General features: G+C 60.1%; 15 protein-coding genes. 8 read left to right on the top strand and 7 right to left on the bottom strand.

All coding sequences use genetic code 11. From position 1 onward, the window contains the following. Positions 1-193 precede the first annotated feature (193 nt). The 3 genes from AC53L6_RS02525 (at position 194) to AC53L6_RS02515 (ending at position 1997) form a co-directional block, all read left to right on the top strand. A complete protein-coding gene (locus tag AC53L6_RS02525) occupies positions 194-895 on the top strand; it encodes an SDR family NAD(P)-dependent oxidoreductase (protein ID WP_496906682.1) in 702 nt (233 codons plus the stop codon). A 42-nt stretch (positions 896-937) separates the two neighbouring features. Beyond that, positions 938-1690 carry a hydroxypyruvate isomerase family protein gene (locus AC53L6_RS02520; RefSeq protein ID WP_496906681.1) on the top strand — a complete coding sequence of 251 codons (753 nt, stop codon included), beginning with the start codon at positions 938-940 and terminating at the stop codon, positions 1688-1690. 79 nt (positions 1691-1769) lie between these two features. Further along, positions 1770-1997 (top strand): DUF2798 domain-containing protein, encoded by a 228-nt coding sequence (locus AC53L6_RS02515; RefSeq protein WP_299770915.1) that lies wholly within the window; start codon positions 1770-1772, stop codon positions 1995-1997. A 181-nt stretch (positions 1998-2178) separates the two neighbouring features. On the opposite strand, the gene AC53L6_RS02510 is transcribed toward AC53L6_RS02515, so the two are convergent. Genes AC53L6_RS02510 through polA form a run of 4 tightly spaced genes read right to left on the bottom strand, consistent with a single transcriptional unit; the run spans position 2179 to position 6516 of the window. Beyond that, positions 2179-2535, bottom strand: coding sequence for an MmcQ/YjbR family DNA-binding protein (locus AC53L6_RS02510; protein WP_496906680.1), 357 nt, complete (start codon positions 2533-2535; stop codon positions 2179-2181). A gap of 2 nt (positions 2536-2537) precedes the next feature. Continuing rightward, complete coding sequence (locus tag AC53L6_RS02505; protein ID WP_496906679.1) at positions 2538-3245, bottom strand: hypothetical protein; 708 nt, start codon at positions 3243-3245, stop codon at positions 2538-2540. A 39-nt stretch (positions 3246-3284) separates the two neighbouring features. Continuing rightward, positions 3285-3707: a hypothetical protein gene (locus tag AC53L6_RS02500; RefSeq protein WP_496906678.1), complete on the bottom strand. Its 423-nt coding sequence runs from the start codon at positions 3705-3707 to the stop codon at positions 3285-3287. A gap of 16 nt (positions 3708-3723) precedes the next feature. After that, entirely contained in the window at positions 3724-6516 is a 2793-nt protein-coding gene (polA, locus tag AC53L6_RS02495) for a DNA polymerase I (protein WP_496906677.1), read from the bottom strand. A 98-nt stretch (positions 6517-6614) separates the two neighbouring features. Between polA and AC53L6_RS02490 the strand changes: the two genes are divergently transcribed. Next, on the top strand, positions 6615-7364 hold the full coding sequence (locus AC53L6_RS02490) for a methyl-accepting chemotaxis protein (RefSeq protein WP_496906676.1): 750 nt from the start codon (positions 6615-6617) through the stop codon (positions 7362-7364). A 4-nt stretch (positions 7365-7368) separates the two neighbouring features. Here AC53L6_RS02490 and AC53L6_RS02485 read toward each other — a convergent pair whose 3' ends face one another. Then, on the bottom strand, positions 7369-7545 hold the full coding sequence (locus AC53L6_RS02485; protein ID WP_299209681.1) for a zinc-finger domain-containing protein: 177 nt from the start codon (positions 7543-7545) through the stop codon (positions 7369-7371). A gap of 68 nt (positions 7546-7613) precedes the next feature. Continuing rightward, positions 7614-8081 (bottom strand): DUF1203 domain-containing protein, encoded by a 468-nt coding sequence (locus tag AC53L6_RS02480; protein WP_496906675.1) that lies wholly within the window; start codon positions 8079-8081, stop codon positions 7614-7616. A 196-nt stretch (positions 8082-8277) separates the two neighbouring features. Between AC53L6_RS02480 and AC53L6_RS02475 the strand changes: the two genes are divergently transcribed. Then, on the top strand, positions 8278-11250 hold the full coding sequence (locus AC53L6_RS02475; RefSeq protein WP_496906674.1) for an error-prone DNA polymerase: 2973 nt from the start codon (positions 8278-8280) through the stop codon (positions 11248-11250). A 12-nt stretch (positions 11251-11262) separates the two neighbouring features. Next, positions 11263-11721, top strand: coding sequence for a hypothetical protein (locus tag AC53L6_RS02470; protein WP_496906673.1), 459 nt, complete (start codon positions 11263-11265; stop codon positions 11719-11721). On the opposite strand, the gene AC53L6_RS02465 is transcribed toward AC53L6_RS02470, so the two are convergent. Then, positions 11722-12213: a DUF3291 domain-containing protein gene (locus AC53L6_RS02465; RefSeq protein WP_496906672.1), complete on the bottom strand. Its 492-nt coding sequence runs from the start codon at positions 12211-12213 to the stop codon at positions 11722-11724. 114 nt (positions 12214-12327) lie between these two features. Here AC53L6_RS02465 and gpmI point away from each other — a divergent pair, with 114 nt between their 5' ends. Both gpmI and AC53L6_RS02455 read left to right on the top strand, forming a co-directional pair. Then, positions 12328-13839 carry a 2,3-bisphosphoglycerate-independent phosphoglycerate mutase gene (gene gpmI, locus AC53L6_RS02460; RefSeq protein ID WP_496906671.1) on the top strand — a complete coding sequence of 504 codons (1512 nt, stop codon included), beginning with the start codon at positions 12328-12330 and terminating at the stop codon, positions 13837-13839. Continuing rightward, positions 13836-14960, top strand: a complete 1125-nt coding sequence (locus AC53L6_RS02455; RefSeq protein WP_299600100.1) for a murein hydrolase activator EnvC family protein — start codon at positions 13836-13838, stop codon at positions 14958-14960. The genes gpmI and AC53L6_RS02455 overlap by 4 nt, the downstream gene beginning before the upstream one ends. Positions 14961-14966 lie beyond the last annotated feature (6 nt).

Below are 14966 nucleotides of genomic sequence, written 5' to 3'. Positions count from 1 at the left end.
CGCAGGACACCTGCGCCTTACGATTTTCCAGCGCGCAGTCCAACCACCTGTAAGGCGGAGGTGACCTCCGCCTTACCGCATGCACATTCAGTGTGCAGAAGGGCCTACTGGCCGACCGCACCAATCCGCGCCATCTTTTTCACGTAAGGCGGACGTGTCGTCCGCCGCATTCTTTGACAGCAGGAGCAAGACGATGACCCATGGCACAGCAGTTATCATTGGCGCGGGCAGCGGTTTGTCCGCATCAGTTGCACGCCAACTTCACGCGCGAGGTCACGATCTGGTTCTGGGCGCGCGCAACACCGACAAGCTGGTCGCGCTTGCTTCGGAAACCAATGCCCGCACCGTGGCCATCGACGGCAGTGACCCTGAACAGATGAACGCCCTTTTTGACTCGATAGAGAGCCCACTGCGTGTTGCCGTCTACAATCCATCCGCCCGTCAGCGCGGACCCATCGCGGAGCTTGACCCCGAGGAGGTGCGTCGTGCTGTCGAGATTACCGCCTTTGGGTCTTTCCTGATGGGGCAAGCCGCTGCGCGCATCATGCAGGATCAGGACGAGCAGGACGGTAAACGCGGCACCATTCTGTTCACCGGTGCTTCGGCCGGTGTCAAAGGCTTTGCGCAGTCCGCACCTTTCGCCATGGGCAAGTTCGCACAACGGGGCCTTGCCCAATCCATGGCGCGGGAGTTGCATCCCAAGGGGGTTCATGTGGCTTGGGTCAACATTGATGGCGGAATTTCCAATACGGCGCGCTCCGAACGCACGGATAACGGAACGGACAAGATGCTGGACCCGGACGCGATCGCCACGGCCTACATGCAGTTGATCGACCAACACCGGTCGACATGGTCAAACGAGTTGAGTCTACGCCCTTGGGTCGAACGCTTTTGATCGCGCTGGAATGCTCAACAACTGCGCGCTAGGTTCCGCGTTATGCCGCGGTTTTCTGCCAACCTGACATATCTGTGGGCGGAGTTGCCCTACCTTGATCGGTTCGATGCGGCGGCCGACGCCGGGTTTGCCGCTGTTGAGGTGCAGCAACCCTATGATGTGCCTGCGCCTGACACCCTGGCAGCCTTGAACCGCAACGGGTTGCAGATGGTGTTGCTGAATGCACCTGGGCCAAACTACACGGGCGGCGCGCGTGGATTTGCGGCTGTGCCGGGGAGCGAGAAACGGTTCGACTATGACATGCGTCGGGCAGTGCGTTACGCGCAAACGCTTGGGGCGTCAGTCATTCACGTGATCACCGGTGATGGTGCGGGTGACGCGGCCAAGACAACGCTTATCGATAATCTGAAACGGGCTGCAGCCACGTTGCCGGAAGGTCTCACGATGACGCTTGAGCCGCTCTGTGGCGAAAGTCATCCCGGCTATTTCTTGAACAGCTTTGCGCTGGCTGCCGAAGTGATCGACGCTGTGGGTGGGTCAAATATCGGTCTGCAGTTTGACAGCTATCACGCCCAGCAGATTACCGGCGACGCGCTGGGTGCCTTCGAGGCGATGCAGCCCCTTATTCAGCACATCCAGATCGGGGATGCGCCCGGGCGGGTTGCGCCCGGAGAGGGATGTATTGATTTCCCGGCCCTGTTCGATGCTATCGACGCGAGCGGGTACGATGGCTGGGTCAGTGCCGAGTATCGTACGGATGGGCGCACAGACAAAACACTGGGCTGGATGCGCTGAGCCTGTGCGCCGGTGTGGAATTGCGCTCCGACGATTTGAACAACACTTTGCCGCCGAGCGATGAAGAAGGAGCCTCGTCATGATCCCAGCCCGCTATGCGCATATTGCTTTTGGATTTGTCCTAAGTGGCATGATGTCGTTTCTTGTGTCCGGAATTTCGACGTTCTTGGCTGTGGGCATGGTTGCAGGCTTCGTTGGTCAATGGATTGGCGCGTGGCTGCCCAGTTGGGCCGTTGCCTTTCCGATTGTGCTGGTGGTGGCGCCCGTCGCGCGGCGGTTTGTGGCGTCAATAACGCGACCGGACTAGGGTTTGTCCCCGCGGGGACAAGCTGTTCGGTTCATTTGCATGATTTTAACGCCTTTGAGATTTTCGCGCGGTTTCAGATGGTTGGGTCGGCGCGCGGTCTGGTACTGGATGTTAACTGCTAAAATCGCACCATGGTGCGCGACAGGGCGCGGTTTTCAAAAAGCAGCTGGGTGCGCGGTGTCTAGTCCACCTCACCGGCATCGTAAGATTTCAGGAACCGTTTTGGCGCCATGTCGCGCCACGTGCTGCGGAGGCGTGCTTTGGCCCAATCCGGATCGATCCGACCAGCTGCGACAAGGATGAAGCCGTGCTTGGCGTAATGGGGGTGCAGGACGAACGTGTCGGGGTCGGCTTGCATCAGCATTTCGCGTTCGTCGATGCTGCCCTTGAAGATGGCGGCGTCCACGTAGGGCGACCACCATGTCCACAACTTGCCATGGGCCTTTAGGGCTTCGTTGCCCCAGCTTGTTGCGACTTCGACTTTGGGTAAACCCAATGACAGGCCAAGAGTTTTGAGATCTTCCCAAGTGTGGATCATGGTTAACCCTTACTGTGCAAGGCATCCCGCAATTCATGCATGTCGTCTTGCCGGTTCCGCAACAGCTTGGATGCTTTTTTGACCAGTCTTGACGACCGAGATGGTAACCCATTGTCACGGGTGTTGCTGTCAGGCTCTGTCAGCAAAAGAAACACGGCATAGGCAAAGGCGCGCGTTTCCTGCCTGAGGTACCCTTGCCACCCGGCTTCTTCCGCACCTTGCATTTGCAGCGCGCCGAAGCCTGTCGTGATGCAGTGCAGATCGGTCGAAAGCTCCTCGGCCTCGGGTCCGCCGGGCATGTCGAGCGCGGTCATGTGCAGGCGGTGGTGCATCACCTCGTGCACGAGCGTGGACAGGAAGGCGCGCCTTTGGGTGATGGTTTCAGGATCATAGGTAATGAGAGCCTGCGTGCCGTCGCTTTGCCAGGTGCCGCCAACAGAAGAGAATTGCCCATATTGATGCCGGTATTCCGCAGGCAGGCCGTTCAAAGGTGCGGCGACGATATCCTGATTTTCGATGCCAAGGTGCTTCTGGATGGCGTGGATCAGCGCCTGCGCGACCTCTTGGTGAGGGCCATTCGGTGCCGGGAAGTTGGACTTGGTCGCATGGATGGCGCGCGTGCCGGGCGTGATCAGGTGGTTGTCGATGGCCCAGAAGAAAGAGTCGATAACCCAGTCTTGGGTGTCTTCGTCTATGCGTAGGCCGAACATAGTATTTTCGCAGTACTGGGTGCCATGCCTAACGTGAACTTACGGGGCGGGCGGGATTGCTTGCAGATCGGGTGCCACGAAGGCGGCGCGCGCTGCGTCGGAGAACAGGGTATCTTTGTGGTAGTGCGTCAGCATGATCTGCGTGTCGAGCAGGCGGTCATCCTGTTTCAGGAAGCTGTCGAAGGAGGCGGCTGGCGTCGCCTTGTCCATGAAATAGGCGACGGCCATCAGCCACGAGCGGGTGAGTGTCTCGTGGTATTTGTCTACAGGTACGCCGTTGCTTTTCAGGAACGCGTGGAGCGCTACGCGCATCCGGGGCATGGCGGCATCGACCGGCCCTTCGCAGAGGTAGACATAGGCCAGTCGCAGGTGGGCGCGGTGGTTGAAGTCATCCGGCGCGACGCGCCCTGCTTCGAACTGGTCGCGGAAGGCCAGGTCCTCCGGTGCAGGCATCATGGTCATGTTGGGCTCCTTTCCGTCAATGCGCTTCGGCCCAGTTTTGCCCCTGACCCGCATCCACCGTCAACTTCACGTCGAGATGCACAACGGGGTCATTGGCGCTTTCCATGACCTCCTTTGCCACGCCAATCAGGTCATCGACAGCGCTGTCCTCGACTTCGAACAGCAGTTCGTCGTGCACTTGCAGCAGCATAGCGGCAGGTATGTCCTTGATCGCCTCGGGCATGCGGATCATGGCACGGCGGATGACATCGGCGGCGGTGCCTTGGATGGGTGCGTTGATCGCGGCGCGTGCGGCGAAACCGGCGCGGGGGCCTTTGGAGGCAATTTCTGGTGTGTGGATTTTTCGGCCAAAGAGCGTTTGGACGTAGCCATGTTCTTTGGCAAAGGCCTTGGTGTCGTCCATGTAGGTTCGGATGCCAGGGAAGCGTTCGAAATAGCGGTCGATGAAGCCCTGTGCTTCGGACCGCGGGATGCGCAGGTTGCGCGCAAGGCCGAAGCCCGAGATGCCGTAGATGACGCCGAAGTTGATCGCTTTGGCCTGGCGGCGGATCTCGGGCGTCATTTCGTCGAGCGGCACGTCGAACATTTCCGAGGCCGTGAGCGCGTGGATGTCGATGTTGTCGGCGAAGGCCTGTTTCAGTTCCGGGATATCCGCGATGTGGGCGAGGATGCGCAGCTCGATTTGGGAGTAGTCGAGGGCTACGAGGGTTTTGCCGGGTTCGGAGACGAAGGCCTCGCGGATGCGCCGCCCTTCCTCGGTCCGGATCGGGATGTTTTGCAGGTTCGGGTCGGTTGACGCCAGCCGCCCCGTGGACGCACCTGCGATGGAGTAGGACGTGTGCACGCGGCCCGTGTCCTTGTTGATGTGGTCCTGCAGCGCGTCGGTGTAGGTGGATTTCAGTTTCGACAGTTGCCGCCAGTCCAGCACGCGGGCGGGCAGCTCGTGTTCGGTCGCGAGGTCTTCGAGTACGTCGGCGCCTGTTGCATAGGCCCCGGTTTTGCCTTTTTTGCCGCCTTCGATTGCCATCTCGTCGAACAGGATTTCGCCGAGTTGTTTGGGGCTGCCCACGTTGAACTTGCGGCCTGCCAGTTCGTAGATTTCATCCTCGAGCCCTGCCATTTTCTGGGCGAAGGCGTTGGACATGCGCGAAAGCGTGTCGCGGTCAACCTTGATACCGGAGCGCTCCATGCCCGCCAGCGTGTGGACCATGGGGCGTTCGAGCGTTTCGTAGACCTTGGTGACTTGCGCCCGGTGCAGTTGCGGTTTGAAAAGCTGCCATAGACGCAGAGTGATGTCGGCGTCCTCAGCGGCGTATTTCACGGCGTCTTCGAGCGGGACTTGGTCGAAGGTTTTGGCCGACTTGCCGGACCCTAGCAGCGGTTTGATCGGGATCGGCGTGTGGCCAAGATAGCGTTCGGACAGCGTATCCATGCCATGATTATGCAGACCGCCATGCATCGCGTAGGACAGCAGCATTGTGTCGTCGATGGGCGCCACGTCGATGTTCAGACGCGCAAAGATCTTGGCGTCGTATTTCATGTTCTGGCCGATCTTGAGGATGCTGTCGTCCTCAAGCACGGGTTTCAGCATCTCGAGCGCCTGTTCGAAGGGCATCTGCCCTTCCGCCAGATCGTCGGAGCCAAAGAGGTCATCGTCGCCTTGCTTGTGCGTCAGCGGAATGTAGCAGGCATGGCCCGGGTTCACGGAGAGAGAGATGCCCACGAGGTCAGCAATCATTTCATTGAGGCCGGTGGTTTCGGTGTCGATGGCGACCCATCCGCGTTCATAGATCAGGTCGATCCAGGTTTGCAGTTGGTCGGCGTTCTGCACGTGCTCGTAGGTTGCATCGTCAAAGCTGGGCGCGTCGGGTGCGTCCTGCGCCGCAGGTGCCGGCTCCTTGATCTCGGGCGCTTCGACGCCAAGCTGATCGGCGATGCGCTTGGTGAGGGTGCGGAACTCCATTTCCGCGAGGAACGGCATCAGTTGATCCGGTTTCGGGTCCTGCACTTCGAGGTCATCGAGCGTGAAGTCGAGGGGCGTCTTTTCGTCGAGTCTCGCAAGGTCTCGCGACAGGCGGATCTGGTCGGCGTGGTCGATCAGGGTCTGGCGGCGTTTGGGTTGCTTGATCTCTTCGGCCCGTTCGAGCAGGGCATCGAGGTCGCCGTATTCGTTGATTAGCAACGCCGCCGTTTTCACCCCGATGCCGGGTGCGCCGGGCACGTTGTCGACGCTGTCGCCCGCAAGCGCCTGCACATCCACCACACGCTCGGGGTAGACACCGAATTTCTCGAACACGCCGTCGCGGTCGATGCGGCTGTTCTTCATCGCGTCCAGCATTTCGACGCCGCCGCCCACAAGCTGCATCAGGTCCTTGTCAGAACTGATGATGGTGACGCGGCCCCCGGCCTCGCGTGCTTGCACCGACAGCGTGGCGATGATGTCGTCGGCCTCATACCCCTCTTTCTCTTTGCAGGCGATGTTGAAGGCTTCGGTCGCCGTGCGGGTCAGCGGGATTTGGGGGCGCAGATCCTCTGGCATAGCCTCTCGGTTGGCCTTGTACTGGTCGTACATGTCGTTGCGGAAGGTGTGGCTGCCCTTGTCAAAGATAACGGCGACATGTGTGGGTGCGTCGGGGCCGTGGTTCCCCTCGACATACTTGTAGAGCATGTTGCAGAACCCGCTGACGGCCCCGATGGGCAGGCCATCGGACTTGCGGGTCAGCGGCGGGAGCGCGTGGTAGGCGCGAAAGATGAAGGCCGAGCCATCGATCAGATGCAGGTGACACCCTTTACCAAATGCCATGTTCATCGCCCCCTTGGTTTCTTGTTGTTCAGGTGATGTGCCACGATTCCTGAATAGGGGAAAGCACAAGCGTTTTGTTAACCCGGATTTGCCACAAGTCCGATATGAAAGCGATGAACCGTTTGGCCGATATCACGGATGTTCTGGGGCAGCAGTCGGGGGCGACTGGTATTGCCGCCCGTGTCGAACTGTTGCGCGCCGTGGATATGATCCGGTCCCATTGTGCACGGGCCACATTGTACTGCGCCGCTGGGTTGCTGTTCGACGATCCGCGGGATCGTGAGGCCTGTATTGCCGGTATAGGCCGTGCCATGCCGGGGGCGCATGCAGGCGTGCGCCTTTTGTCTGGTGGTGAGGTCGAGCCGGGCATTGACCCCGTGGCGCTGGCATGGCTGCGCGACACCGTGGCTGACATGCCAGACAGTATTGTACAGATGGGTCATTTCGTGGCCGCCGTGTCAGACCTGGCAAAAGCTTTTGCCAATGAAACGTGCAAGCCTGATGATGTGCGCGAGGTCACGCGCTTTGCAGCAGGTGCGTTCAACGAGCACTTTGCGAAATTGGTCAATCGGTTGAGCGAACACTTGCACAGTGATCGGATCGTCCGACGTGCAACTGCAAACCAGACAGGCGCCGATGCCCGCACTGCTCTGCGCGAGATCAGTGAGATTTCGCGGAACGTCGGCCTCATTGCCATCAACGCATCAATTGAGGCAGCGCATGTTGGTGAACAGGGGCGTGGCTTTGCCGTTATCGCAACGGAAATCCGCGAGCTTTCAGAAAAGATCGAGCAGGCCAACACGCGTGTGCAAGCCCAGGTTGATGCGTTGATCCATCAGGTGATCGACGACTGAGCGCTTAGCTTTCTGCCTCGTCCGCATAGACATATTTGCAGTCGCAATAGGGGCATTCGACCCATCCGGTGTCTTCCGGAATCTGCAGCCAGACCCGGGGGTGTCCCAGGGGCCCTTCGCTCCCGTCACAGGCCACACGGTGGGTGTGGACCGTCTTGGTTTCGGGCGCGTCGATCGGCATGTTGGCTATCCTTGGCTGGGGCGCGTGCGCCCGCGTTTATGGGCCAAGGCAGCAGACCGCACAAGGGGTTACGCGTCGCGATCGATGCGTGTCTGGTAACAATTGTTGCGGGCAGAACGCACGTGGATATAGGCGACGTCCGGGTCCGCAAAGATCGCGGCCACGCGGGTCTGAATGTCGGGCGTTGGCGTGATCGTTCCGGTTCCATAGACGATGCGGTCGTCCGCCGAGTAGCCTTTGATCAGGTAGTCCGGTGATGTGGTGAGGATGTCCGGCAGATCGGCGCCGCCACCACGGGCACATTCATCCGCACATAGAAAGATAGGTCCAACCTCTGCATAGGGGTGGGTGCCATCAAAGGGTTTGTGGGCGAGGACCAGCATTTCTGAGCCCGCAGGGATGTTGCGCAGGCAGTGGCGACAGGGGTTGGCACCGCCGTCCGAGATTTTGCGTTCGGGCGGATTGCCAAAAGCATCCGGTCCGCCAGCGCGGTAGGTTTGGACGAGGTCGGTGGGCAGGGCTGTGAATTTGGGCATATGATATCTCCTTCCGCCGATCTTGCACCGGGCGATTGGCACGAAGCGACCCGAATGCTGTGCAATAGAGGGGCTTCTCTGGTCCTAAAAAGCCCGGAGAGTCCGCATAATGAAGCAGAGCCCCAAATCCAGCCGTTCAAATGAGAACAAAAAGTGAATATACTGTCCACCTGCTGTAACCGAATCTGCCATCTTGATGTTTTGCGAACTGTCGATCACATCGAATTTTACCTTCCTCACCGGGGCGTCTCACCCCGAGGAGTATGTGAGCCGTGCCGCCCTGTTGGGGATGGAGGCACTGGCCATTGCTGATGACAATTCGGTTGCGGGGATCGTGCGGGCGCATACGCAGGCCAAAGCTATTGCGCGCAGTGTCAAAGAGCGGAGGGATTTTGACACGCTCTATGGTCTGATCGGCCCCCCAAAGCCTGATCATGTCCCTGTACCGCCCAGCATACCGATTACGGTGGTTCCGCGCCTGATCCCGGCAGCCCGGTTGTTGTTCAGCGATGCGCCCCCGATCACTATCCTGCCTGTTGACCGGCAAGGCTGGCGCAGCCTTTGCCGCATTGTTTCGAAGGGTCGGTTGAAAGCGGAAAAGGGCGCATGTGATCTGAGCCTGCAAGACCTCGAAGAGTTTGCGGAAGGCCTGCATCTGCTTCTGTGGCCAGAGGCGCAGACGGTGCAGGGCGGCGCGGTTGATTGGATGCAAACGGCGCGACGGCTGACGCGCCGCTTTGCTGGAAACATCCAGGTGCTGATGACCCCGCGCTATGATGGGCGTGACACGGTTCGTTTTGATCGGCTGGCGGATCAGGCGCGGATGTTGGGGTTGCCCACTCTCGCCTCGGCTGCCCCCCGTATGCATCACGGCGCACGGCGCAAGCTGGCGGATGTGGTCAGTGCCATCCGTCTCAAGTGCCGCGTCGATGCGCTGGGCCGTGCGGCTCTCAGCAACGGGGAAGGGCGGCTGCGGAGCGAGGCCGAGATGCTGCGGTTGTTCGCCGGCCACGAGGAGGCGGTGCATCGGGCAGGACAACTGGCGAACAGCCTGACCTTTTCGCTCGACCAGTTGCGCTATGAATACCCGTCGGAAATCACCAGGAATGAAACGCCCAGCCAGCGGCTGAACCGGCTGGCCTATGAAGGGTTAAAATGGCGCTATCCTGGCGGGGCGCCAGAGAAAGCCAAGACGCTTCTGCGTCATGAACTCGCCCTGATCGCCAAGTTGAAATACGAACCCTATTTCCTGACCGTCCGCGACATCGTCCACTTTGCGCGCAGCCGTGGCATCCTGTGTCAGGGCCGGGGTTCGGCCGCCAATTCGGTGGTGTGTTATTGCATGGGCATCACTTCGGTCAGTCCCGAGATGGGCACGATGGTGTTTGAACGTTTCGTGTCCGAAGCCCGCGATGAGCCGCCTGACATCGATGTCGACTTTGAACACGAACGGCGTGAAGAGGTGATCCAGCACATTTACGAGCGCTATGGCCGCCACCGCGCGGGCCTGTGCGCCACGGTCGTGCATTACCGCGGCAAGCGTGCCATCCGCGAGGTGGGCCGTGCCATGGGGTTGACCGAGGATACGATCAGCGCCCTCAGCTCGCAGCTTTGGGGTTTCTTTTCCACCAAGGGGTTGGAGGCGGAACGGATGGCTGAGATCGGCCTTGATTTCCGTGACCGTCGCCTGCGGCAGACCATCGAGCTGGTTTATGAAATCAACGGCTTTCCCCGGCATCTGTCCCAGCATGTGGGCGGGTTCATCGTGACCGAGGGGCGGTTGGACGAGTTGGTGCCGATCGAAAACGCCACGATGGAGGATCGCACGGTCATTTGCTGGGACAAGGATGACATCGACAGTCTTGGCATCCTGAAGGTCGATGTGCTGAGCCTTGGGATGCTGACCTGTATTCGCAAGGCCTTTGACCTACTGAAAATGCACCATCAGCAAAGCTACACCCTTGCTACCCTGCCCAAAGAGGACCCGCGCGTGTACGACATGCTGTGCAAGGCCGACAGTATCGGGGTGTTCCAGGTTGAAAGCCGGGCGCAGATGAACTTCCTGCCCCGGATGCGGCCGCGCAATTTCTATGATCTGGTGATCGAGGTGGCGATCATCCGGCCCGGCCCCATTCAGGGCGACATGGTGCATCCTTACATCCGGCGTAGGAACGGGGAGGAGGAGGTGTCCTTTCCATCGGATGAACTCGGTCAGGTGCTGGGCAAGACGTTGGGTGTGCCGTTGTTCCAAGAGCAGGCCATGCAGATCGCCATTGTTGGGGCGGGCTTTACCCCCGATCAGGCGGATCGGCTGCGGCGCTCACTTGCCACCTTCAAGAAGCACGGAAGTGTTAGTGAATTCCGGGCGCTGTTCCTGCATGGCATGCGCAAGAACGGCTATGAGGATGACTTTGCCGAGCGGTGTTTTTCCCAGATCGAAGGGTTCGGCAGCTATGGCTTTCCCGAAAGTCATGCGGCGAGCTTTGCGCTCTTGGTCTATGCCTCAAGCTGGATCAAATGCCACCATCCGGGCATCTTTGCCTGTGCGCTGCTGAATGCGCAGCCCATGGGGTTTTATGCCCCGGCCCAGATCGTCCGGGATGCGCGCGAGCATGGGGTTGAGGTACGGCCGATCTGTGTGAACGCCAGTTTCTGGGACAATACGATGGAGCCTGATGGCAGGGGGGGCTTGGCCCTGCGGTTGGGATTTCGGCAACTCAAGGGGATGAGCGAGGAGGATGCCAGCTGGCTGACCGCGGCGCGCGGGAATGGCTACCGCTCTGTGCGGGACGTGTGGCGGCGTGCAGGGCTGGGACCTGCCGTGATCGTGCGGCTGGCCGAGGCGGATGCCTTTGCCACTGCAGGCATCAATCGGCGTGAGGCGCTTTGGGAGGCCAAGGCCATTGTCCCCGGATCCGCCTTGCCCTTGTTTGCCACGGATCTGGATGGTGAGGTGGTAGATGAGCCTGCGGCCCTGTTGCCCGAGATGAGCTTGGGCGAAGAGGTGGTAGAAGATTACGTGTCGACGCGCCTGACCCTGAGAGCGCATCCCGTGGGCCTGTTGCGCCACATCCTCACGCCGGGCGCGGCCCCAGTTAAGGTGTTGCCGACGACGCAGGCCGCCCCCGATCTGTCCAAGATCAGTTTTACCCGCGGCAACCCGGATTGAAGGAGCCTCACAATGACAGCACTCACCGATTACAAGGCCGCATCCGGCACGTTTGTTCCCGTGTGGACACTTGAAATCCAGACCGTGCCTGAAGACACGGATCGCATTCTGGATGCGGTGATGGCCGTGCATCCGTTGGGATATGGTCGATATCAGCGCAACGCCAGCATCTCGGCCGTCGGAGCAGAGACGGCGCAACCTGAACCCGGATCGACGACGACAACCCATGTGGAGGGGTTCGAGGCTGGAGGAACCGAGACCTATCCCATGGTCGAGTTGAAAATTTCCATCGAGCGCGATGTGGCGCTGCTGGCAAAAGTGATGGATGCCGCTTTGGAGGTTCATCACTACGAAGAACCCGTGATTTTCCTGCGCGAGAATTGGGCGAGCCGTGCCGCCTATGATCCGAACAACGACAATCCCCATCGTTGGTGGAACAATGGGCGTGGCCTGCCAGATCGCATCACGTAATCAATCGGGCTGAGCAAACCGGGTTTGCAAGGTAAATGCCTGTTCGGTCGGCCCGTTCTGCCGCAACAGGTGCAGACGTTCCCAACCCTCATCAAGGCTGACCCGCGTGCCCTTTGGCACCCACCACATCACCATTGTCGGCCCATCTGACCGATCCACCCAATCGCGCAGGGTTTTCATCCCCTCGCGGTGTAGCGCGTCGCGGTAGGCAAAGCGGTGCATGGCCTGCACGTCACGCCATCCGGCCATGGTCAGGATGTGAAAGTTATCCTCGGTCTGATCTGTTTGCAGGGCGAGCAAATCCCCCATGTCGCCATAGGTTCCGTCCGGCATGCGCGCGCCGTGATTGTGCCAAAACATCCCGTCATCGGCCTTGGCCCGGGCAAAGACCAAGGGCAGTTGACCGAAGAAGTACTGCGCATGCGGGTGACTGGCGCTGAACGGGCCAACCGGGCGCACGACGTTCAAGTGCACCAGCATGTGTTCGCTCATTCCTTTGCCCTCCGTAGGTTGGAAGCCTAGTGCGTCGCATGAGCTGCGCAAGCCTTCTTTCCAACGGCATGGCCGCGCGGTAGAACGCAGACGATACATCGGAAGGATCCTGCAATGGCACCACCCAAACCTGTCGTTTTGTGCATTCTGGATGGCTGGGGTCTGCGCGAGGACGAAACAGGCAATGCGCCGAAGCTTGCCCGGACGCCGACATTTGATCACATCATGGACACCTGTTCGCATGCGACCCTGATAACCCATGGTCAGGACGTGGGTCTGCCACGTGGCCAGATGGGCAACTCGGAAGTGGGTCACACCAATATCGGTGCCGGTCGCGTGGTGGCGATGGATCTGGGCCAGATTGATCTGGCGATTGAGGATGGCAGCTTTTTCCGCAACCCGCGCCTGACTGACTGGATTGCGCGGATCAAGGAGGCTGAAGGACGCGCGCACCTGATGGGTGTTTTGTCTGAAGGAGGTGTGCATGGTCATATCAATCACATGGTTGCAGCGGCCAAGGCTTGCACCGATGCGGGTCTTCCCGTGCTGATCCATGCCATCACAGATGGGCGTGATGTGCCCCCGAAATCTGCGTTGACTTATCTTGAGCAATTGCATGATGCCCTGCCCGCTGGCGCACGGATCGTGACGCTGACGGGCCGCTACTTTGCGATGGATCGCGACAACCGTTGGGACCGGGTTGAAACGGCCTTTGCCGCGATGGTGCGGGCCGATGCGCACATCGTTGAAAGTGCGCAGGCGGCGATTGAAGCGGCCTATGACGATGATAAGACCGATGAATTCATTCCTGCCACGGTCATGGACGGCTACAAGGGCGCCAAGGATGGCGACGGGCTGTTCTGTCTGAATTTCCGGGCCGACCGCGCGCGAGAGATCATGGCGGCGCTGGGCGATCCCGGCTTTGATGCTTTCGTGCCGGAAGGTCGTCCGGAGTGGTCCGGGCTGATCGGCATGGCGGACTATTCGGAAGAACACAACGCCTACATGACCACTGTCTATCCCAAGCCCGAGATCGTGAATACGCTAGGGGCGTGGGTCGCCAAGGCCGGGCTGCGTCAGTTCCGGCTGGCCGAGACCGAGAAGTACCCGCATGTCACCTTTTTCCTGAATGGCGGTGAAGAGCAACCGGAGACCGGAGAGGATCGTGCGATGCCAAAATCTCCTGCTGTTGCTACCTATGATCTCCAGCCGGAAATGTCGTCCGTCGAAGTCACGGACAAGTTCATTGCGGCCATTGAAGAGGGCTATAATCTGATTGTCGTCAACTATGCCAACCCGGACATGGTGGGGCACACGGGCGACCTGGATGCCGCAATTGCGGCTTGCCAAGCCGTGGATACCGGTTTGGGCCGCGTTCTGCCGGTGCTTGAAAAGGCTGGTGGTGCGATGATCCTGACGGCCGATCATGGGAATTGTGAGACGATGATCGACCCCGAGACCGGCGCCCCGCACACGGCCCATACCACCAATCTGGTCCCGGTGGCGTTGATTGGTGCAGAAGGGACGGTCGGGGATGGCAAGCTGGCCGATCTGGCGCCGACGATCCTGCAGCTCATGGGTTTGGAGCAACCGGAAGAAATGACGGGCGTCAGTCTGATTACATGAGACTTCTGGCTGCAGCCCTTTTGATGTGTTTTGCGCTGCCTCTGTCCGCGCAGGAAGACGCTGGTGCGCTTGCCCGTGGCGCGGGTGTGCAGCTTGAGGCAGCCTCGGTCCGTCTGTCAGAGGCTGACAGCGCGCGCGACCGAGTGCGTGCCTTGACGGACACCGTGCACGCCTACGAAGCCGGGCTTGCCGCGATGCGGGCAGGGTTGCGCCGGGCCTCCATACGAGAGGCACAGTTGCGCGGCCAGCTTCAGGCCCGTGATGCCGAGATCGCTCAGCTTGTTGCTGTATTGCAGACCCTGAGCCCGGGCCAGTCACCGACGGCCTTTCTGCATCCCGACGGTCCCAACGGAACAGCACGTGCGGGGATGTTGTTGGCCGAACTCACCCCGGCCTTGAACCAGCGCGCAAGCCAGTTGCGGCAGGACTTGAACGACGTCGAAGGTCTGCGTGTGTTGCAGGAGCAGGCGGCAAAGCAGCTGCAAACCGGGTTGTCCGAGGTGCAGACCGCGCGATCCGCACTGAACCAGGCGATGGCAGAACGGAAAGATCTACCCCAACGGTTTACCGAAGACCCGGTGCGAACCGCGATCCTGATTGCGTCGGCGGAAACTCTGGATGCGTTTTCGAGCGGGTTGGCCAGCATTGCCGAAGGGGATGCAGGTTGGACACCTCCGCAGATCGATGACCTGATTGGCGAGTTTCCAATGCCCGCGCGTGGTGTGATATTGCGGCGTGCTGGAGAACCTGATGCTGCTGGTATCACCCGCCCCGGTATCCTGCTGGCGACCCGCCCCGGCACGCTGGTAACGTCGCCAACCGCGGCCACATTGCGCTACGTCGGGCCGCTTCTGGACTTTGGCACTGTCACGATTCTTGAGCCACGCCCCGAAACCCTGATCATCCTCGCGGGGATGGCGATCAGCTACGGTGAGACGGGACAGATCATCGCAGCAAGCACGCCTTTGGGCCTGATGGGCGGGCTTCCGGCACAAAATGGCCCATCAACAGGTGGTGAAGGGGGTGGTACTGACCGCTCGGAAACGCTCTATATAGAGGTAAGAGAGAATAATGTGCCAATGGACCCACTCACGTGGTTCAGCACCGAACAGGATGGATAAGCTGGA

The sequence above is a fragment of the Tateyamaria sp. LSS28 genome (assembly GCF_059611725.1).
This window is presented reverse-complemented; position numbering and strand designations above follow the sequence as displayed.

Bases quoted from the DNA above. Each gene is read 5' to 3' on its own strand.
- gpmI (WP_496906671.1), top strand. From the start codon at position 12,328: ATGGCACCACCCAAACCTGTCGTTTTGTGCATTCTGGATGGCTGGGGT.
- AC53L6_RS02465 (WP_496906672.1), bottom strand. From the start codon at position 12,213: ATGAGCGAACACATGCTGGTGCACTTGAACGTCGTGCGCCCGGTTGGC.
- AC53L6_RS02515 (WP_299770915.1), top strand. From the start codon at position 1,770: ATGATCCCAGCCCGCTATGCGCATATTGCTTTTGGATTTGTCCTAAGT.
- AC53L6_RS02480 (WP_496906675.1), bottom strand. From the start codon at position 8,081: ATGCCCAAATTCACAGCCCTGCCCACCGACCTCGTCCAAACCTACCGC.
- AC53L6_RS02475 (WP_496906674.1), top strand. From the start codon at position 8,278: ATGTTTTGCGAACTGTCGATCACATCGAATTTTACCTTCCTCACCGGG.
- polA (WP_496906677.1), bottom strand. From the start codon at position 6,516: ATGAACATGGCATTTGGTAAAGGGTGTCACCTGCATCTGATCGATGGC.
- AC53L6_RS02485 (WP_299209681.1), bottom strand. From the start codon at position 7,545: ATGCCGATCGACGCGCCCGAAACCAAGACGGTCCACACCCACCGTGTG.
- AC53L6_RS02525 (WP_496906682.1), top strand. From the start codon at position 194: ATGACCCATGGCACAGCAGTTATCATTGGCGCGGGCAGCGGTTTGTCC.
- AC53L6_RS02510 (WP_496906680.1), bottom strand. From the start codon at position 2,535: ATGATCCACACTTGGGAAGATCTCAAAACTCTTGGCCTGTCATTGGGT.
- AC53L6_RS02500 (WP_496906678.1), bottom strand. From the start codon at position 3,707: ATGACCATGATGCCTGCACCGGAGGACCTGGCCTTCCGCGACCAGTTC.
- AC53L6_RS02520 (WP_496906681.1), top strand. From the start codon at position 938: ATGCCGCGGTTTTCTGCCAACCTGACATATCTGTGGGCGGAGTTGCCC.
- AC53L6_RS02490 (WP_496906676.1), top strand. From the start codon at position 6,615: ATGAAAGCGATGAACCGTTTGGCCGATATCACGGATGTTCTGGGGCAG.
- AC53L6_RS02505 (WP_496906679.1), bottom strand. From the start codon at position 3,245: ATGTTCGGCCTACGCATAGACGAAGACACCCAAGACTGGGTTATCGAC.
- AC53L6_RS02455 (WP_299600100.1), top strand. From the start codon at position 13,836: ATGAGACTTCTGGCTGCAGCCCTTTTGATGTGTTTTGCGCTGCCTCTG.
- AC53L6_RS02470 (WP_496906673.1), top strand. From the start codon at position 11,263: ATGACAGCACTCACCGATTACAAGGCCGCATCCGGCACGTTTGTTCCC.